This window comes from Bacillus sp. DX4.1, assembly GCF_030348195.1.
GTDB lineage: Bacteria > Bacillota > Bacilli > Bacillales > Bacillaceae_G > Bacillus_A.
In genome coordinates, this window is the sequence record NZ_JAUCFT010000008.1 from 3,200,163 (window position 1) to 3,219,867 (window position 19,705).

25 protein-coding genes are annotated in these 19,705 nt (G+C 35.6%); 2 read left to right on the top strand and 23 right to left on the bottom strand.

The genetic code is table 11. The features are described from left to right. The 17 genes from QUF99_RS19190 to QUF99_RS19270 form a co-directional block, all read right to left on the bottom strand. Positions 1 to 828 (bottom strand): phage tail domain-containing protein, encoded by an 828-nt coding sequence (locus QUF99_RS19190; RefSeq protein WP_289372048.1) that lies wholly within the window; start codon positions 826 to 828, stop codon positions 1 to 3. Between the two features lie 6 nt (positions 829 to 834). After that, positions 835 to 4,473, bottom strand: a complete 3,639-nt coding sequence (locus QUF99_RS19195) for a phage tail protein (RefSeq protein WP_289372049.1) — start codon at positions 4,471 to 4,473, stop codon at positions 835 to 837. 232 nt (positions 4,474 to 4,705) lie between these two features. Further along, positions 4,706 to 5,068: a hypothetical protein gene (locus QUF99_RS19200; protein ID WP_289372050.1), complete on the bottom strand. Its 363-nt coding sequence runs from the start codon at positions 5,066 to 5,068 to the stop codon at positions 4,706 to 4,708. Between the two features lie 4 nt (positions 5,069 to 5,072). Continuing rightward, complete coding sequence (locus QUF99_RS19205) at positions 5,073 to 5,657, bottom strand: major tail protein (protein ID WP_289372051.1); 585 nt, start codon at positions 5,655 to 5,657, stop codon at positions 5,073 to 5,075. Next, positions 5,658 to 5,987 carry a hypothetical protein gene (locus QUF99_RS19210; protein WP_289372052.1) on the bottom strand — a complete coding sequence of 110 codons (330 nt, stop codon included), beginning with the start codon at positions 5,985 to 5,987 and terminating at the stop codon, positions 5,658 to 5,660. Beyond that, the gene (locus tag QUF99_RS19215; RefSeq protein ID WP_289372054.1) at positions 5,984 to 6,352 is read right to left on the bottom strand and encodes an HK97 gp10 family phage protein; all 369 of its coding nucleotides are present in this window, start codon (positions 6,350 to 6,352) and stop codon (positions 5,984 to 5,986) included. The genes QUF99_RS19210 and QUF99_RS19215 overlap by 4 nt, the downstream gene beginning before the upstream one ends. Next, positions 6,345 to 6,644, bottom strand: coding sequence for a phage head closure protein (locus tag QUF99_RS19220; protein ID WP_289372056.1), 300 nt, complete (start codon positions 6,642 to 6,644; stop codon positions 6,345 to 6,347). Before QUF99_RS19220 ends, QUF99_RS19215 begins: the two co-directional genes overlap by 8 nt. Next, on the bottom strand, positions 6,641 to 6,913 hold the full coding sequence (locus tag QUF99_RS19225; protein ID WP_289374710.1) for a head-tail connector protein: 273 nt from the start codon (positions 6,911 to 6,913) through the stop codon (positions 6,641 to 6,643). Before QUF99_RS19225 ends, QUF99_RS19220 begins: the two co-directional genes overlap by 4 nt. Continuing rightward, a complete protein-coding gene (locus QUF99_RS19230) occupies positions 6,910 to 7,083 on the bottom strand; it encodes a hypothetical protein (protein WP_289372057.1) in 174 nt (57 codons plus the stop codon). Before QUF99_RS19230 ends, QUF99_RS19225 begins: the two co-directional genes overlap by 4 nt. A 15-nt stretch (positions 7,084 to 7,098) precedes the next feature. After that, complete coding sequence (locus QUF99_RS19235; RefSeq protein WP_289372059.1) at positions 7,099 to 8,277, bottom strand: phage major capsid protein; 1,179 nt, start codon at positions 8,275 to 8,277, stop codon at positions 7,099 to 7,101. 13 nt (positions 8,278 to 8,290) lie between these two features. Continuing rightward, positions 8,291 to 8,875, bottom strand: coding sequence for an HK97 family phage prohead protease (locus tag QUF99_RS19240; RefSeq protein ID WP_289372062.1), 585 nt, complete (start codon positions 8,873 to 8,875; stop codon positions 8,291 to 8,293). Beyond that, complete coding sequence (locus tag QUF99_RS19245; protein ID WP_289372063.1) at positions 8,841 to 10,058, bottom strand: phage portal protein; 1,218 nt, start codon at positions 10,056 to 10,058, stop codon at positions 8,841 to 8,843. Before QUF99_RS19245 ends, QUF99_RS19240 begins: the two co-directional genes overlap by 35 nt. A 15-nt stretch (positions 10,059 to 10,073) precedes the next feature. Next, positions 10,074 to 11,762, bottom strand: a complete 1,689-nt coding sequence (locus QUF99_RS19250; RefSeq protein ID WP_289372065.1) for a terminase large subunit — start codon at positions 11,760 to 11,762, stop codon at positions 10,074 to 10,076. Next, a complete protein-coding gene (locus QUF99_RS19255) occupies positions 11,759 to 12,133 on the bottom strand; it encodes a hypothetical protein (RefSeq protein WP_289372066.1) in 375 nt (124 codons plus the stop codon). Before QUF99_RS19255 ends, QUF99_RS19250 begins: the two co-directional genes overlap by 4 nt. A 266-nt stretch (positions 12,134 to 12,399) precedes the next feature. Continuing rightward, positions 12,400 to 12,609, bottom strand: a complete 210-nt coding sequence (locus QUF99_RS19260; RefSeq protein WP_289372068.1) for a hypothetical protein — start codon at positions 12,607 to 12,609, stop codon at positions 12,400 to 12,402. Beyond that, on the bottom strand, positions 12,599 to 12,913 hold the full coding sequence (locus tag QUF99_RS19265) for an HNH endonuclease signature motif containing protein (RefSeq protein WP_289372070.1): 315 nt from the start codon (positions 12,911 to 12,913) through the stop codon (positions 12,599 to 12,601). Before QUF99_RS19265 ends, QUF99_RS19260 begins: the two co-directional genes overlap by 11 nt. 833 nt (positions 12,914 to 13,746) lie before the next feature. Then, positions 13,747 to 14,262 carry a DUF3231 family protein gene (locus QUF99_RS19270; protein ID WP_289372072.1) on the bottom strand — a complete coding sequence of 172 codons (516 nt, stop codon included), beginning with the start codon at positions 14,260 to 14,262 and terminating at the stop codon, positions 13,747 to 13,749. Positions 14,263 to 14,607: 345 nt separating this feature from the next. Here QUF99_RS19270 and QUF99_RS19275 point away from each other — a divergent pair, with 345 nt between their 5' ends. After that, positions 14,608 to 14,910 (top strand): WGxxGxxG family protein, encoded by a 303-nt coding sequence (locus QUF99_RS19275; protein ID WP_289372074.1) that lies wholly within the window; start codon positions 14,608 to 14,610, stop codon positions 14,908 to 14,910. 787 nt (positions 14,911 to 15,697) lie between these two features. Here the strand turns inward: QUF99_RS19275 and QUF99_RS19280 are convergent. Then, a complete protein-coding gene (locus QUF99_RS19280) occupies positions 15,698 to 16,081 on the bottom strand; it encodes a RidA family protein (RefSeq protein ID WP_289372076.1) in 384 nt (127 codons plus the stop codon). A 105-nt stretch (positions 16,082 to 16,186) separates the two neighbouring features. On the opposite strand from QUF99_RS19280, the gene QUF99_RS19285 reads away from it, so the two are divergent. Further along, complete coding sequence (locus QUF99_RS19285; RefSeq protein WP_289372078.1) at positions 16,187 to 16,534, top strand: winged helix-turn-helix transcriptional regulator; 348 nt, start codon at positions 16,187 to 16,189, stop codon at positions 16,532 to 16,534. Between the two features lie 304 nt (positions 16,535 to 16,838). Here QUF99_RS19285 and QUF99_RS19290 read toward each other — a convergent pair whose 3' ends face one another. From QUF99_RS19290 to QUF99_RS19310, 5 genes are all read right to left on the bottom strand, one after another. Next, positions 16,839 to 17,381 (bottom strand): site-specific integrase, encoded by a 543-nt coding sequence (locus tag QUF99_RS19290; protein ID WP_289372079.1) that lies wholly within the window; start codon positions 17,379 to 17,381, stop codon positions 16,839 to 16,841. Then, the gene (locus QUF99_RS19295) at positions 17,381 to 17,857 is read right to left on the bottom strand and encodes an ArpU family phage packaging/lysis transcriptional regulator (RefSeq protein WP_289372081.1); all 477 of its coding nucleotides are present in this window, start codon (positions 17,855 to 17,857) and stop codon (positions 17,381 to 17,383) included. The genes QUF99_RS19290 and QUF99_RS19295 overlap by 1 nt, the downstream gene beginning before the upstream one ends. Before the next feature lie 28 nt (positions 17,858 to 17,885). Beyond that, entirely contained in the window at positions 17,886 to 18,056 is a 171-nt protein-coding gene (locus QUF99_RS19300; RefSeq protein WP_289372083.1) for a hypothetical protein, read from the bottom strand. Positions 18,057 to 18,170: 114 nt separating this feature from the next. Beyond that, complete coding sequence (locus tag QUF99_RS19305; protein WP_289372084.1) at positions 18,171 to 18,356, bottom strand: hypothetical protein; 186 nt, start codon at positions 18,354 to 18,356, stop codon at positions 18,171 to 18,173. A 348-nt stretch (positions 18,357 to 18,704) separates the two neighbouring features. Beyond that, complete coding sequence (locus QUF99_RS19310; RefSeq protein ID WP_289372086.1) at positions 18,705 to 18,899, bottom strand: hypothetical protein; 195 nt, start codon at positions 18,897 to 18,899, stop codon at positions 18,705 to 18,707. Between the last annotated feature and the right edge of the window lie 806 nt (positions 18,900 to 19,705).

Genomic DNA, 19,705 nt, shown 5'->3' on the forward strand with positions numbered 1-19,705 from the left:
TTACAAGTAGTAGAATTTCGTATCAATCTCACACCAATGGAATGAAGATGATTCGATTTTGATTTGATTTATGCCTGGAACAAGATGTATTTCACCTGCATCAGCATGACGTACAAGGTTGCGGCCGTATTCATCTTCTATATGAAGGCCTTTTATAACAACAATTCCTTGCGAAACTGCACCAGGATTGTAAATAGTCAATGAATCATTTGTAGTAAAGTTAGTAATCTTTAAATAGCGTGGATCGCATTTAATTCGCCATTTTATATCATGTTGGGCCGGATTGATTTCCATAGTTCCGATGTTTTTAAAATCAAAACGTTTCTCTTTGAAGGTATAGTTGTAATCATCATCCCATTCCAAACCCATTCCCCATGCAAATTTATTAGAATCCCATGCTTTTACGTCTAAAGATGTGAATGTACTTTCACCAAAACCGTCAGGTATTGAAAACTCGATGATAATTTCGAACATCAAAAAACCAGGTTGACGGTTAATCTTCATGTCTTGATACTCAACACGTCTCCGTATACCTGATTCTCTAGAATAAATAATATAGAAATCTTCTAACCTTCCAAATAAGGCATATAGTTCATTCCTTTTTTCATATACACCTTCGATATCTATCGTATTAACAAGGACTCTAAGCTGACATCCTCGTTCTGTATAACTCTTGTTATAATAATGAACTCCATATCGTCCATTTATTTTTGTTTTCTGTGATTCTTTCTGCGGCGCATCGACTGTTAATTCTAACGTTTCGACATTGTAGTCTTTTTTTAGGGAGCAAGTTTGTCCATTTTTAAATAAAAGCATTGTATCTGGCATATACTATTACCCCCTTTTTAGAAAGTTTATATTATCCTCACGAAAATTTTCTTTTCGTACAACTCTTTGGACTGTGCGACCATCCACAACGACTGGCTGATCTACTACAACTTGTACAACTACATCTTGTGGAGAAGTGGACATTGCATATCCTCCTACATTCATACCAGGACTACTCATTGCCCCTATTGTATTTCCACTCATAGACTGTCTACTATTTGCCATGCTGCCATAAACCCCACTCATTACACTCTTTAAGCCTGATAATTGACTCATGGAACTAGCCATCATACGACTCATATCACTCATCATCTGATTCATAGTACCTGTAATCCCAAGCGACTTCTCTTTTGATGATAATGGTGTAACTGTGATTGAATTTCCTTTTTTCGTAAACAATTCAGGCCCAGCTTCCCCTGTGATAAACGATCCATCGCCTACAGGCTTGCCACCTTTTGCAAGCATTGGCACATGTGGAATTGTAGGAGCATCAACACCTGGTACTTTATTTAATAAATTAGCTGGTGTATTGAATCCATCGATAAATTTGTTAATCATACTAATAATTCCATTAATCACAGTTCTGATACCACTTTTGATACCATCCCATACACCTAATACTGCAGATTTCATCCCTTCGAAAGCACCGCTTACTGCATCAGTTACCCAACTTACAGGAGTCATAATTGCTTCTTTTAGTCCATTCCAAACTGATGAAGCTGTGGACTTGATTCCTTCCCAAATACTTGAAAGAGTGGATTTAATTCCGTTCCAAATGCTACTGCTTGTACTACTAATCATATTCCATACTGAAGAAATAGCTTCTTTAATACTATTAAAAATAGAGGTTGCTGTTGAAACCATAGAGTTCCATAAACTTGATAAGAAATTCTTTATGGTATCCCAAACAGCACTTGTAGTAGAACTAATAGTATTCCACGTATTAACAATCCAATTTTTAATCGATTCAAAAATCGGTGTAACAATAGAAACTAATGCATTCCAACAAGTTTGTAAAAAAGTGCTGACTGTATTCCAAACGGTCATTGTGACCGAACTAATCGTGTCCCACACACTTAAGATCCACAATTTGAGTGTTTCGAATATAGTTGTCGCGATTGAAACTATTCCATTCCAACAGATCTGAAGAAAAGAAACCACTGCATTCCAAATTGTAGTTATGGATAAACTAATTGCATCCCAGATGGATATTAAAAAGTTCTTTAAACCTTCAAAGATTGGTGTTGCAAAGTATAAAATAGCTGTCCAAATCGCCTGTAAGTATTGCGTAATGAAATTCCATACTGTTTGAATGACTGTAGAAATCCCGTTCCAAATCATTGAAAAGAAATCTGCAATCCCTTGGAGTATTGGAGTAAGGAATACGACTATTCCATTCCATACACCTATAAAGAATTCACTGATTGCCGTCCACACTGCGAAAGTGGTTTCGCTAATACTATTCCACGTTTCTGATAAGGTTTGGACTACACCGTCCCAGACACCTATTAAAAATTCAATAATAGAGCTCCATACTTCTGTAGTGGTCTGGACAATACTGTTCCATATTTCTGATAAGGATTGAACCAAACTGTTCCAAATACCAGTTAGAAATTCAACTATAGAATTCCAAGCGGATGCAGTTCCTTCACTCATGCTATTCCATGTATCTGATAGCCATTGAACTAGACCGTCCCACAAACCAATTAAATAATCTTTAATTGCATTCCAAGTATCGATAGTCCATGCTTTAATGGAATCCCAATTCTTAACGATTGCAATAACCAAACCCACGACAGCCGCAATAATGATTGCAAAAAGCGCTATCCATCCCGACAGGGCTAGTCCTATACTGGATATGGTGACGACTATAGGAGCTAGAGCCATAAATGCTCCAACAATTATACCGATTGCTGTTGCCACTGCTGCTAATGTAGCTGCCAATGTTGGATTGTTAGAAATCCATTCAGCAAACTTTGCTACAAGATCAGCTACAACCGATAGCACAGGTTCAAGAGCCATTTTTAAATCACCTAAAGCCTTTTGCATTTTAACCGCTGGATTTGCATCCATTTTTTTTATTGATTCATTCAATTGATCTTGATTCTTCTTAAAGTCGATGGTTTTTTCTTGTGCACCTAACAATGTGTTAGTAATATTTTGTCCTTGGTCTTCGTAAATTGTGCCAAAGAGCTTTACCCCTATCTCGTTTCGCTTCGTTTCATCTTCGATGCTATCTAATGCTTTGGCGATCTCTGTCATAGCAGCAGAGCCTTCTTTACCACCTTTAGCAACAGATTGCCCCCATTTTTGCAACTGTTCGGCAGAAATGTTAGTACCTTCAAGCGCTTCCGTCATAGCCTTGTCGACACCTTGAGCAAACTCAGCAGCTTTAATTCGACCTTCTTTCAAGCCGTCTAAGAGGTTGTCGATATTCCAAGTTCCTGTTTCTACCCCTGCTTCCATAATAGCTTGTACTTCTTCAGCGTTGTATCCTGCACGTGTTAGCTGCCCTCCGTATTCTGCGATAATATCCAATTGCTCAGAAGGGAAGCCAACTTTTAAAAGTGCATCTGTTAACCCCATCGCACCTTCTTGTGAAATACCTAATTCACTTGCTACTTCATTCGTTTCCTGTATTAATTCAGTAAAGTCAATACCTTCATAAGAAGAAGCAATAGATGCAGCACTTTTCACTATCGCGGCATTCGCTTCATCGGAAACATTTTTATTTAATGCCCATTGTCGCCTTACACCTTCCAAAGCCGCTTCTCCATCAACGCCGTAAGCTTCGATACCTCTAACTGCTTCTTCGACTGACTTTTTAGATGATTCAGGGACCTCAAAAGTTATATCAATTTTTGTTTTTAATTTAGACATATCAAGTGCTTGTTCAATCGTTCCGGCAATACCACCACCAGCAATCATAGCACCTAACATATTTTCTAAATCGATATCTAATTCTTTGAAATTATCCCCAGCCCTTTCAGCTTCTCTAGACAGTTCTCTTAATTCATTTCGTACATTTTCTATCGAGTTTCCATCATCAATAGAAGATAACGAACGTCTTAATCTATCTAAATCAGCTTCAGTTCCTAAAGATGCGCGTCCAATCCGTTCAATTGCTTCATCCAATTGTGCTGATGTGGCGGTACCCTGTCGGATTGCTGCAGTTAAACGACCACCTAAAATATTGGCAAACTGTTCTACACTTGTACCCGTAGCATCAAAAAGAGTATCTAATTCACGCGTGGTGCGTGCAGCTCTTTCTTGCTCATCTCTCATGTTTTTTAGTTGATTTTGTAATCCTCCTAAAGAACCTTCTGTATACTCAATTTCACGCCTAAATGCCCGATATTGTTCAGCAGAAATATCACCACGTTCAAATTGCGCCTGTACCTGTTGTTCAGCCGCTTTTAATTGGTTCAGTTTTTCCGTTGTTGCTTCAATACGCTGAGTTAACAGTTGTTGTTTTTGCGCCAATGCTTCGACATTACCAGGATTAAATTTTAACAATCGCTCAACATCTTTTAACTCTTTTGCCAAGTCATTACTACGTTGATTGACATCTTTCAAAGCATTCTGTAAACCTACGGTATCGCCACCAATTTCAACAGTAATACCTTTAATTCTACTTCCTGCCATAGTCTCACCTCTCTTCTTTAGAAAGAATCGTAGTCTTTTTGAGTCGCTTTTCTCACTTTGTCTTTCTTCGGATTTTCCATTTCAGCAAATTCAGCAATATAATCAACACAATCGCCAACAGTCATGATTTCTAAATCTGCATGTGTTAAGTTCGCTTTATAGCAAAGAGCAAGGAACGTATCGGTTGTTAATTCTTCATCACCGAAAGCTCCTTGCTCTTCGTCATTGCCTGTTATTTTTTTTTTGCTCCCATTGTACTTTGAATCATGTCGTTAATTTCTGGTATGATCTCGTAAATAGGGAATTCATCAAAGCCATCTAACCATGTAATCGGATCAGGAATTCCCGGATTCGCTGTTTTAGCGTATAGCCAAACTAAATCATAAATAACTTCAAAATCTAGTTTTTTAAAATCCATATTTGATAGATCAATAGTAGGCTGTGAACCGTCTTGAGGAGTAAGTGTGCCAATCGCTCCTAAACCCATCATATCTGCAAATAAATCACGTCGAAATTGTGCCTTGTAACGCTTAACAGTTGCAGCATTGCTTTTTAAACGAACCTGTTTACCATCTATTACAATTGTTTTTTCCATCTAATTACGCCCCCTGTGGTGTAGTTGTTTTTACATACACTTTTTTGTACCAGTTATCATAAATTGCTGGTGTTGTTTTAGAAGTTGTTTTGGTTTTAACCATACGTTTTCCGTTGATATCGATAGGGCTAGAAACAAACTTCAATTCATTTGCATTAGGTTCAGCAGAACTTGTTTTTGTTTTTGATGCGATAGTTGGACGGCTTGCTGTACAACTAAACATAACGTGTCGAATCGCTTTCACATCGCCATCAAATTCAAACAATAAGGCGAACGGTTTTCCTTTCGCATCTGCTAATTCGTTTAATACGCCATCTGTTTCATCTAATGTTTCACCCAATGCATCGATGGCGAATTGCTCTGGAATATTTGCTATTGATAACGTTCCGTCATATCCTTGGTTATTGCTTGCAGAATAAAACAGCATGTCATCAGCATAAAATTCAATTAAATCCCCACGTGGCTCGAATGTTAATTCAACTCCACCCCGCATTGGAATTGGAGTTCCAAAAGTAACTGCATTATCTTTCACTTCATACGTTGCATAATGAACGTTCTTTAAACCAAAAGACACTTTATTTTCAGACATTTACATCAACCTCGCTTCATAAAATTTTTGAAATAATTTTTCGGATTCAATAAAAGCCTCAGATGATTCATAAGGTATCTCATGATCATCTAAGACTTTTTCTAAAATGGCCTCTACAGCCATATCTTTTTTAGTTGTATAAAGCTCTATATTTACATCATTTATTTTTTGATAGACTTTGTTATCAGCCATCATGTTTGGTGAGCCATCCACAAGGAAACAAATATAAGGCGGCTTAGGTACTGGATTCCCTGGTGTTGCTGTGAAATGCGAATAAGCCACAGAATAACCTGTAGCATCAAGTATCTTTTTAAATTCAGTTAAGGTCATCGCTGTATCACCCTTTCCACACGCTCTAAATAATCATCTATTGCGTGTTCTTCAGCTGGAGCGATATGAACTTTAGCTGGTACACGTCCGCCATTCACTTTTGCGTGTCCTTTTTCTAGCAAGTGTGTTAACTGCGGTTTCAATGCATTATGAACAACAATCGCATTACCAACTTTCTTCTTACGCCATCCTTTCGCATATTTACGTGCGTTTTTACGTTTACCTTTAGGGCTGTTCTGTTTTAATTCATTCACTAGATCATTTGAAACTTCCTCTTTAGCAACCTCCAGGTCCTCTTCTACTAGATGAGTGTATCTTTGTAATTCTCTAGTAATTTCACTAGCAAAATCGTTAATATTAGCCACCAGCTTTCACCTCACAATACAATTCAATCTTTTCATCATCTCTTTCATATGTGCGGTAAATACTATAAACTTTTTCGTTGTACTTCACTTTTGTTTCATCTTGATAGTCCAATACGTGAACAATTAACACACGACTGGCCTTAATACCACTTTGTCCTGCTTGAAAAAATTCCGATTGTGGAATAGACTTTTTACCACAGAAAACTTGCCTACTAAATGTTTCAACTTCCTCAATCTGCCCTAAATCATCCTCAACAGTTGTAATAACCGGGAACAATAAAATATCGTTCATTGGTAATCACCTGCTAATGTTAAATGATTTTTAAGCATGCTATAAGACGACTGGAAGCGTTCTGCTTCTTTTGCATCTGGAATGAAATTAGCTTTAACATAAGTTATAATTGCCCGCTTAATAAGCGGATCCACATCGTCATTTGCTTTAGAATCAGAAACGCCAGAGAGCATAAGGTCATGCCTTCCCGCTTCAATTAAATCTGTAATCTCATCATCGAGAGCACCGTGAGAAATGCGTAATGCTTTTTTTACATCAGCAAGCATTATTCCTCACCAGATTTCTTACGAGTACGCTTTGGTTTTTCGCTGATTTTTATATATCCTTCTTCACCTAAAAAGGCGATACGCTTCGAATCATTTGACTCGTACATATCACCTTGTGAATATCCAACTTTAGTTTCTTTATCAATGAAAGCATTCAAAACTAAATGTTCCATCGGCTCACTCCTTCATTAAGCTGCTGGAGCTTTTTTTAGAACTACCAATGAGTTATTATCAACAACCTTACCGTCCACAATCATAATTGCTTTTGTTACAAGATCGTCAGTCTCATTGTCTTCATATTTCTTAACTCCCATTTGATAATTAGTGTTAAGGATATAATCTTTATAGTTAAACAAGAAAGCAAATGGAATGCCATCAGTAGCAGTTGAAAAACTATCAATATAATTACATAACACAACTGGACGACCTAATAAAATACGTTCTGGTTTACCAGTGATACCATAGTTTACTCGTGCAATTGGTTGTCCTGAAGCATCTACCATAGATGCAAATTCCATAAATGTTTTTTTAGTCATTGTCCAAACAGCGCTTGCTTCGTATTCGAGTGGTAAAGCGGACTCTGCATCCGTTAAAGTTTTATAATTAATTTTCGATACAGCTAAAGCTTGTCCAGTATTAGGAGTTTCTGCTAAAATCCCTTTTGGTTTTCCAGATCCATCACCATTAATAATTGATTGTTCAATTGCCTTCGTCATAGCTTCCACAACATTGTTGATTAATGTTGCTTCAAAAACTGCTAGAGACATAGTTTCTACTTCTAACGACACCGCTACAGCGCAACGTAATTTATGATAGTTAAAAGTAATGCTACCAGTAGGTTTCTTCTGTTTATCACTTCCAGCACTTTCAGCTACCCATGTAGCAACTGGCTTAACAGCTGAAGTCGGAACAGTTACTCCGCCTTTAATAGCTGTACGTGTAACTAATGGAAGAATCATTCCTACAGCTTCAATTTTCTCAACAATCTTATCTAACACAGTTTGTGGAATAACAGATCCAACATCGCCAGTTTTTGTAACTGCATTTGCACGAAGTTCAGCAGATATTGTTTCGCCACGTAACACATAATTCATGAAAGCATTACGATATTCAAGAGAATCAGTACCAATTTCTCGTTGTTCATTTCCTGGATTAGCATTAAATGTTTCAACAGTACGAGTTTCTGTTGCTGTACCATTATTGATACCACGAGCTTCATCTAATAATCGTTGTCGAGTTTCGAATTGACTTTTCTTATCATTCAATTCACGAAGTTCTGTATCTAATGCTGCAAGATCAACCTCTTGATCACTTTCTAATAAACTACGAATCTCTGTCATACGTGCTAAAATTTGTTCTAATGTCATTTAAATCTCTCCTCTATAGATATGTTTTTAAAATTAACTTTTTACGTAATGTAACTTGTTCGCGTTCTTCCACATAGTCCTTGTATGGATCGTTCGAACGTGCTGAAACTTGCGAATCAGGATAAGCAGGGAACGGCGTAGGACTAATTTCAATCAACTTAGCCTTCGTCACAGTTCTAACGATATTATCCCTATCTGACTCGTCCCATTCTTCTTTCTGCATTTGGAATCCAAATGAAACGCCTTTAACAATACCGCGTTTTATCGTTTCGTGAGCTTGTTGATCCCAAGGACCTTCACCTACATCGAATTCAAAACGTAAACCGATATTATCTTCAAATAATCTAAGCGTGTTACTTTCCGTGCTTCCTAATGGAGTATTTACATCATGATTCCACAAAGCAAATTGATTATCATTAGTTAACGATTCAGTGAAAGCACCGTTTTTAAATTGCTCTTTGAATCTTCTCCAATATCCTAATGTGTGGGATTTCATTTCCCATTTAATAGCATATCCCGATATGACTTTATTTCCATTTTCCGATTCCCTGATTTCAATGGTGCTACTTTGAAGCTCCCTCTTTTCCATCTTGTTCATTATTATCACCTCCTTCTTCACTAGTAACGTTTCCGTCTTTAACTAGGGCCGTATCTAATCTGCGGATTGGTTTATCCCCACCTTCTATAGGGCCTAATGACAAGATTGAACGCCACTCATTTGGTGTCATTGCTCCTCTATCAACCATCTGAACTAAATTCATCTTAGTAGACATAGAAGCATACTGAAGACTCGCCGCTTCATAAATGATTTTGTTTCCGAATCCTCTTTCTCCACGAGAAAAAAGCTTGCGAGTCATTTCACCTGCAAACTGCATTGCTAATGGTTCTATTTCAGATTCGTAATATGCTGTCCATTCGTTTTCATCGTATTTACTTTGAATTATTTTTTCGTTTGTATTAAAAAAGTTATATAGCCTTTGAGTAGTTTCTTGCATTTGTTTGGAATCCGGAACGAATGCCTCAGGTTTGACTTGCTCTAAATCATAACGTGGATCAGAAGAAGCAGCTCCACCATTCACATTGTCGATACTTAAATAATTGGTAACGAAATTTTTTACCTGCGTATCAATATCTTCTTGTTTTAATACAGATTTGAATTTTAAAATCCATTTTACTACTGCACTATTTTTAATTGCTTTTACAATCCCTTGATCCGTAGTTGTCACAATTTCCATCAAGGATGCTAATGCTTTCCCTGGATGCTCTCCAAAAAAATCATCTTCATTGAAATCTTTTCTAAGATGAATAACATCTGTATAAGGGACTGTCATATGTTTCCCATTTTTAAAATAAAACTTTAAGAAGATATCCCCTAAAGTTCCTTCCACAACCTCAACAGTCATACAAGGTACAGGATAAATCTCGGTAGCATATCCTAAATCATCGCGCTTAATATAAGCAAACGCGTTATGATTTAACTCTAATTGCACTGTCATTTTTTCCTGAAAAACCTGTCCTGTCATCAACGGGTTTGGTTCTTCCAAAATGAATCGAATATACGGCTCTGGATTAACCTTAAACCCTGTTGAGTTATCTCTAATATGTTTAGCGATTAACTTACCTACAGCTTTTGCTTTAGGTCGTATACAGGCTCTGATAATATCACTCTGATAAATATCTCCATTCCATGCAAAAAAGCCTCCCCCATTATCGTTTATCATTTCAAAACGAGTTGTGGTAGCGGCTTGTTTCTTGCCAAATATCTTTTCAAATAGTCCCAATTTCTCACCTCCCTCTTAAATCATATTGAGGTAATCATTCCGTTTTTCTTGAAGAACTACATATGCATTTAAAAGTGCTGCTGTGCCATCGATACGACGACGCTGATTTTTAGTTTTATTTGGCTGTATGTTCAAATTCTTGTCAATGTCAACTGCCGTGTTGGACAAACACCATTTATCGATAGGGTTATTGTTATAGTTAATTAATTTAGACTCTAAATCAGCACCTAAAAGCTTCATCGGACTTGATAAAGTCTGCTTACCTTGTGCAACAGGAATCATAGCTTCTTTACCAAAATATCCTTCCATTTCCTCAACCCAATAATTTGCACTCCATCGGTCATAACCAATCCACGGAAGATAGATACCGTATTCATCACGTATTTCTAAGAACCATTCAGTTACATATTTATAATGAACCGAATTGCCGGGAGTAGTTCTTAGTAAATCTAAATCATGCCAACGATTATACGGAATTTTATCTTCTGTACTTCGTTTTTCTAACAAGTCCTCTGGAAGCCAGTACATTTGTTTAACATAGATATGTGGATCATTTGGAACCTTAAAAATAACCTTCGCTGCGGTTAAATCGGTTGTTGAAGATAAGTCACAACCACCAATTCCGTATGAAGGTTTTAGTTCACTTATATCATAAGAAGATAAGTTGTTTAATTGTTCAAATGTTAACCATGCTTCTGATGATGTTTCGCGAACATTAAAATCTTTAGTTAATAGGTTACTTACTAAAAGCGAATTAGCTTTAGCTTTATTTACTTTCGTTTCTAAGTTGTCTATTTTCTTTATTGTGCCTAAACCAGGATTGGCTTTAGCCCATTTAGTTTTATCAGTCCATTCTTCTCTTTTATCAAGTTCATAGATGATAGGTAAAAATCGGTCGTCTTTGTAACCATCTTTATCATCTAATCCATTCAATAACATTTCCGCTTCATCATACTTCATATCATAAACGGACTCTCTTACTGTTCCTGCTGTGGTAATCATAAGGATTAATGGCTGTTCCCTGGCTGATGTACCATCGACAATTACATCGTATAAGTTCTTATCTTTCCAAGCATGGATTTCATCGAGTGAAGCACCATGAACATTAAGACCATCTAATGTATCACTGTCACTACCAACTGGTTTAAACAAACTATCATTAAAATCAGCCGTTAATTCTTTGACTAGAGTTTTAATTCTCTTAGATAGTGCTGGTGACTTTTTGACCATTCTTTTTGATTCTGACCAAACAATTTTAGCTTGTTGCTCTTTGGTCGCTACCGCATATACTTCCGAACCGCCTTCACCATCTGCTACTTGTAGATACAAACATATGCCAGATGAAAGAGTAGACTTACCATTCTTACGTGCTACAACGAGAAACGCTTCACGATATTTTCTAGTACCATCAATTTTATGGATAAACCCAAAGGTAGCAGCCAAAAATGCCTGTTGCCAAAGTTCTAAATCAATTGGTTTACCTGCCCACTTGGCTTTACTATGTTTACAATAGTTTTCGATAAATTCAATAACATGATTAGCTCGCTTAGGATCATACTCGTACACTGAGTCTGTATTAAAAATATCATCAACAAGTTTCTTATAAATTCGTCTAACCTTATTGCCAACAATGATTTCACTAGACTCAATTTTATTGTAATAGTCAATTATTGGATTATATGATAATGGATATTGTTTCCTCATCGATTCTGCACAAACGATTCAAAACCATCGCCATTTCCTTCAGGTTTTTTAGGTTCTGGTTTAGGAATATAATCACCTAACTGTTTCATGATGCTTTGATAGCTTTTGTTCATCGAGATATACCTACGAGCTTGTGGGCGTTCCCGTTCATATGGCTCTTGATTTTCTGATTGCGAAAACATTTCATCATATCCATTTTCATCCAAGTCTTTCCTGATGTCTTCGAGCCGAACTCGCAAGTCTGCCGCTTCAACAATTAACCCCTCTACTACCAAGAGGGTATCTTTTGGCATCTCTTTGTATATCCGTTTAAGTCTGTTTATTTCTTTTTTAACACGTTCTTCTTTTGTTAATTCTTTCTTTATCGCCATAAATAGCACCTCGTTTCTTTCGTTTTGGGGTAGGGGGGTCACGCGAAATGACCTGTGTGTTACACGAAGCTCCCCCCTCGGTCCCTATCAGATTGAAAAAAATATTTTTTTAAGGGGGGGATATTTTATTTTTAATTTTTTTCTAATAAATCTTTAATGAATTTATTTATTACATTTAATGTAGTTTCTCTTTCTGCTTTTGGCGCTGTATTGTCTATCATTTCTTCAAATACTTTTTCTAATTGATTAATTGTTTGTAAGTTTATTTACTTTGCAAGTTCTTTCTCATCTAATGATGTAAGCATTGCACTAATAACAATTGCCTTCTCAAGCTTAGTTAGTTCAATCTCTTTTCTCTTTAGCAATCGTTCCACATCACAAGAACATATATCCATACTCTTCTTGTAATAGTTATTAATCATGAACTGTAACATGTTCACTTGTTCTTCTGTTGACACCTTACTGTTACATTCCACCTCTATCCCTCCTAATCAACTCTCCATTAGCATCAAACATTACATCTTCTCTAATCAACGCAGACTTACCAAACGTCTTTGTATTATGACAAGGTAAGCATAAGTATTGTAGGTTCTCATGATTCAATGTTATATCTGGATTGTTTATATTCTCTGGTTTTATCTCAACGATATGGTCCACAATATAACCAGGTTCTTCCTTGCAGTGCTCACACATACTATCTAATGTTGTAGCTATATATGATGTTCTACATTTCTCCCAGGCTTTGGACTTATAAAACTTCTTTGCATATTTCTTTGCCATTCACCTCTACACCACCTATGTAATTTTTACACAATAAAAAGAAGAGCACCTGTTTCCGCAAGCGCTCCTCTTTGGGATTACGATATTCCTTTTAACAAAAGTTAAACGATGTACAAGCAGTATATGCTCGCTCTTCTCAAAATGTGAAAAAGAAAAAGACACCTTATTTAGATGCCTTTTCCACAATGTAAGGGGTAATACTAACGGGCAAATCAACCTTTCCCAGTCCTTAACATTCTATGCTTATCTTTCCGTAATATTCATACGAAATAAAAAGAACAACCGTGCTTCAGTTTCCCTTTCGTCAAAAGCTTATGTTATTACTATAAATACGGTAAATGAAGTTTTATTCTCAATCAAAGAAATTAAAAACCGTTACCCAATCGGATAACGGCTTTCAAAATAGACAAGTCATGTTTGTGCGCTACATACTTCATTAAGTTTGGTTAAGGTGTTTTCACGCCTCTTTCAATCGCTAAAAAGTATATGACTTTCCCTAATACATATGTCTCTGCGTTAGCGACTGAAAGAAGAGCAAAAGCTCTCCTGTATCAACGGGTTTCATTCAACCTGCACCATTGATCTGGTTACGGATTTTTTAATGTACCGTCAATATGAACCGTTTAGAATTCAAGAATTAATATTGTGAGTTGTGTTTTCCGCCACTTCTCACAATACAAATATATCATGCTGAATCCAAAACAACCGGCACACTTGCGGTCAAAAAGCGGTCACGACTCTGCCACTTTATTTTAATTCGCCAATAACCTTTATTTCCCTAGACAAGCTCATTGCAGCAATCATAAAGAATAAATTGGATTGCTATTAAGGTATTATGCTTGTTCTGATTGTTGAACATGTAATGGAGGCGGAATAATCCAACCTTTTTTCTTATTCAGACGAAGTAATATAGCTCCAGCTTGTGCTTTTTTCATATGGAATTGACCAAACATCATTCCTACATCTTCTCGAAGAGATTGTCCCATAGCTTGGCTACATGCTACTAATCCAGCAGCAAGATCCATAGAAACTTTAGTTGCAATTTCTGCATCATTAATACGAGCACCAGGAGGAATCGTTTCAATAGATGCAACTGGTCTTTCTGGAGGTGCTGGTGGTAATGCAACACCATTTAATTTTAATAAATTTTTTAATTCTTCAACTTCTGATTGGATATCATTCTCTACAAGATTTTCTAAAAATTTCTTTAAATCGTCGTCTCCTGTGTGGTTAATAAGAACTTGATATCCAGCAATTGCACCTTGTGCCGCTGCAAGATAACTCCAAATCCCAAAGACTTCTCCGTAGTGCATTGGTTCATTTTGTGGATTTCCACTTAAAATACCCATTAAAATATTCCTCCTTAAAGAAATTAAACTCTTAACCAAAATGCTTACTATAGAAAAAATTTTCCCAACCATGTTCCGGATTAAAGAAAATAAGTTCTTATAACTCATAAGGAACACCTTACCCAAATATAGTAATTACATCTTATAGAATGTACTGTTTCAAAAAAATTATTCTTATAAATAACACATATATTTCAATTAACATAATCCATTATTATCAGTACTTTTAATAATAGAAATTAAAGATATTTATCATAATTTTAACTCAAATGGATTTATATATTCTTAAACGAATATTGTCTAAAGGAACTGGAGACATTACTAAATATGAAAGGAGGGAAAACCATGAAGAAAAAAATGTCATCTATTTTAGGTGCCCTATTACTAACTATTATGGTTTTTGGTACAAGTGTCCATGCTGAATACGATGGAAATAATATGAATAGAGTTAACAATGATGATATTACAACTCGAGCTAATGACAATAACATGAATAGAGTTAATAATGATACTAGAACTCAAAATGTGAATACAACAAATGATTTGAATAATGATCGTGATAATAATAATTGGGCATGGCTTGGTTTATTAGGACTAGCAGGTTTATTCGGTCTTAGAAGAAAAGAAAAAGAACCAGAAACACGTTAATGTAGAACATTGCATTTAAATTTAAAAGATACTTATTTATCAAAATGAATACACTATGCATCGCCTTTAATAAGGCGATTTTTTATTTTTTCAAAATCAATAATAATTACATAAAAACGGATACTATTAATCGGAAACAATAAATTTCTTAACTTGATGGTAATGGAGCGTTATGTCCATTTGACGAACTACGCTTCTTTTTTATGCCGTTGCTTCACTTACCCATATCTTATATTGTGTGTAACTGACGGAAACTCTGAATCCCTTGCTGTGCTTAATTTCATAAGACTTTTTATTTTGAGTTACACAACACGAAAAATATGAGTAACTGTATAAAATAAAACAAAGAAAATGTTGATTTTAAAAAAGTTTGTTAATTTATAAAAAAGTTTGATAAAACCCTGTATTAATTTAGGGTTTTTCTTTTGACCCTTAAACCTCAGTTGTATTGTTCAATTAAAGGGCCAGATTGTGGAACAACACCTTTAAAGAAAATTGGATATTTTATATTAAATTATAGAAGAGATTGTGAAATTCTTTACTTAAACAAACGAGGCAGGATTATTGAAGAAACAATAAAGCATTTTTTATAAAAACCAAAATTTGTTGAAAAGAACCCATTTTGAATTATTTTTCCAAAATGAATTCTCTTATTTACAGGAAGATATCTTTGCAATAATTTTGTTTTAAAGATACAAAATTATTGTAATTAGTTCGAATAGTATTCCTTTCTCATTCTCCCAGCTTCCTTCAATTTCAAAAATATTTTTGAATATAGTTTGTTAATTTAGTGGTGTGCGACTGCACGGATTTCAATCAGTTGGTGGGGGAATGCCAGACCTGACACGCCAACCAGGGTACCAGCTGGTCGATGATTGCCCACATACTCTTTGAACATTGCGACACACGGCTCAAAATGCTCTTGCGGGTTAGTCAAGAATATTTCCATTTCAGCAATGTTTGATCTTGTGACACCGAATCCCTTCAACACATCATCAAGATTTTGTAGTGTCTGCTGCATCTGTTTCTCAAAGTCACCCTCACCAATAAATGTACCCTCTAAATTATGGGAAAATTGACCTGAAATGTAGATTGTGCCGTTGACACTGTACCCTTGAGTGAGACCGAAAGCTTCTTCCCATGCAACACCATGATTATAAGTTTTATTCATTTTTATGTCTCCTTTACTTTAAGATAAGATTAGTATAGACTGGTCAAAAATAAAAAAATAGTACGCACTTTTTTGAAAGGTACTACCCGAAAGGATAGTGTTGTGATGGGAATGAAGGGATATGAAGGCAAGGTTAAAAGTGTTCAAGATACGCCATTCGGCTATACATTATCAATTATTGGCGGCAAATGGAAAATGGTGATCATCTATCTATTGGCAGAAAATGAACCGGTTCGCTTTAATGAACTGAAAAGACAAATAGGAGCTATCACTTTTAAAACATTGAGTTCGCAACTAAAGGAATTGGAATCAGATGGTATGGTGAATCGGATAGAATATCCTCAAATACCACCTAAAGTTGAGTACAGTCTCACGGATAAAGCTAAAACTCTATTACCAGCTTTGGAACAGTTATGTGAGTGGGGTGAAAAAAACAACAATAAAAATTTTTAAAGAATAAAGGATTGTTAAGGCAGCCCTTTTTTGTTCACCTAAAGGGTAGCTTTAGTAAAAGAAGAATTAGTTAATTTTTAGATTGAGATCATGTTTTATTTATTCCATTATAGGGCGCTTTAATTGAATAAGGATAACAGAAATAATCAATCTTTTTTATAAAAGATTGATTTACCGGGATATATTAAGAGCGTGTTTTGATCAATCTTTTTTTCAAAACACGCTCTTTCCTATTGTTCATTTATTAAAGTTATTAGTATTAATTTGATCAAACTTTATTCTAAAGCAACAGAAAAAGCAATGATTAGATTTTAAATCTTGTCATCGCTTTATCCATTGCATCTTGATTTACACCTATATAACGAAGCGTTACCTTCTCCGATGAATGATTAAATATCTCCATAAGTAAAGCAATGTTCTTTGTTTGCATGTACATATGGTATCCGTAGGTCTTTCTTAAAGTATGTGTACCTATCTCATCTAATCCAAACTCTGCTGCGGTTCCACTTAATATCTTATATGCCATGCTGCGACCGATCGGACGATTCTTTCCTTGTCTACTTTGTAATAAGTATTCACCATCTTCTCTATCTTCATTGAACCAGCGGAGCTCCCTCTTTAGTGCTGCTGTGATTTGAATCCGTTTCTGTTTACCTGTTTTCTTTTCTCGCATAGATATATGGCTACCTTTTACATCACCTACCTTTAATTTTAAGATATCACTGATTCGTAAACCTGTATTGATTCCCATGATGAATAAAAGGTAATTACGGTCATTCTTTTCTTTTAAATACTCTTTGATCTGTTGTATCTGTTCTGGATCACGTATTGGTTGAACAAAGTTCATTACTTATCACCTCCTGGTTGCTCTTGCTCGTAAACTTCTAATCTAAGAGCAAGAGTATAAAATGCCTTAGACTTCCAACGACGATAAGTACGTTCGCTCATACCAATTTCGTTATAAACCATATAGTCACACATATCCTCTTCTTCTAAATAACGCTTTTTAATAATGTCTCTTTGAATCTTCCCTGCACGACCGTTACCAAAACGAATTAACGTTTGATCAATTCGAAAAGACATATCCTTAAGAAACCCTTCACGTTCACTTCGTTTTACATTTTCTAAGGCTACATCTTCTAAAGGATTGCCAACTACATTTGTAGGACCATGATATCTAACTTCATAAGAAGGAGTGACTTTCATTTCTTGACGAATCATTCCAAACTGTCTGTAAATACGTACTTCCTCAAGAAGATTTTCTAATTCTTCCTGTGTTGCTGCACGATTGATTTCTGGTAAAAACGTTAATTGTTTAGTCATGTAAGACCACTCCTTATTATTTTTTAATTTACTTCTGTCTTAAAGCTCCGCGTCTACGTTCATAACGCGGTCCACGAATCCCCATTAAATCCTCGATATCTCTTGTACTAAACTTTTCTTTTCGTTTTTTCTTGTTTTTCTTTTTCACTTGTCTCGATTGCTTTTTCCATTCACGTAATTGGTCTTTTAATGCTTTCATTCCCCACATCTCCCTTTTATAAAATAAAAAGGACACCAATACATAGTGCAGCAAATACTACTGCTCTAATGAATTGATGTCCTCTAGTTTTCTAGCCGGACTATATTCAAAGGATTATTTTATTAAGTTTTGTTCATGTTTAATGATGATTTCTTTTGAAATATTAGTAGTAATTGTTTCATAAATCTTCCTTTGTGCTTCCTCTATGGTGTAACCTAGTTCTGCGCTAAGTTCTTCAGCTTTAGCATAAATGTATCCTTTAATAAACAATTCCTTTTCCTCAAAAGTCATTAGTCTCATTTTCCTCTACCTCCCCTGAATAAATCTTAAAATCCCGTCAATACTATAGATAAGCTGTGATAGCTTGAATGCATTTTTGTGGTACCCAATCTTTCTCCCTTTCCCTGGGACCGAGCAGTTAGCTTTTGCTAGCTGCTCTTATTTCTTCTGGTGTAGCATGTCTTAAAAACTCACTAGAAGCCAACCACTTAGTTTTATCTTCACAAAACTCAATGCGAATGATTTGATTGCGTGGTTTTATAACCCGTGCTAAACCGGATAATCCGGATGAACTACCATTACAAACTCGTCTTCTTTAAACCCCATTTACAGCACCTTACTTTTCTACAAAATGAAATTTTTGTTCATTTATACCTCAATAATCTCAAATTCCTGAGACGTATCCGCATGCCACATTTGAACGAATTCAGCATGTTCTTTTGACGGATACTTTTCCGCTTCTTCTGTGGTCTTAACATCGCTAAAGTGATAAGCGTCTGGATTGTAGTTGCCATTGTGTTTAAGATATTTCTTTGTTTTCACGTTTTGGATTACATACTTCATTTCCCATTTCCCCTTTGTTCATTATTTTGTAAAATCTATTTATCAGATCTTCTAAAATCACGTGTTACACTTAAAAAGTAGATCTGTCACATTCGGCAATCTAACACCCTTAGCAGCTCTAGCTTACCCTGGCTAGGGCTTGTCTTATTTGGACACATTTACCAGTTTTATTTCCAAGAAATTCATGTTGCGATTTCTTTGTTGAGTACGACACATCTCAGCTGTACGAAGCCCTGTAACATTTCCTGCAGGGCTTCTTTTATTTGATTAGTCGTAAATTTGCTGGAATTTCCTCTTTTAACCTTGCGATTTGTTTTTCCATTTCCAAAGACCTCCTTTGCTACTAAAATAGCGTTTTTGTTCAAAGTGATATGCCTTATTTATTTGGACAGATTTACCAATATTATTTTTCGAAAATTCATGTTACGGTTAATCAGTCGAGTACGTCATTACTTGACGATTACCCTTAGAAACCCTGTAGATAAACGGGGTTTCTTTTATTTAAATAAGGATTTTGTTCAAATATTAGATAGATGTTAATATTCTTAATAAAGGAGGTCTATTAATGAAAGAATTATGGGAAAAGATTTCTTTAGTTATTTTCATAGCAATTTTCCTTTTAATAATTTTATATTTTGTTGGTATGTCACTTTTTTGGAATCAGCCCTAAATTAAGCCCAGCAGTTAGCTTTTGCTAGCTGTTCTTTCTCTGTGAAATAACGCTTTTATATGAAACCCGTACACATTGTTGACACATCCACTATCACAATCCCCTGAAAATTCGTGATAATATTAATTTGTTGAAT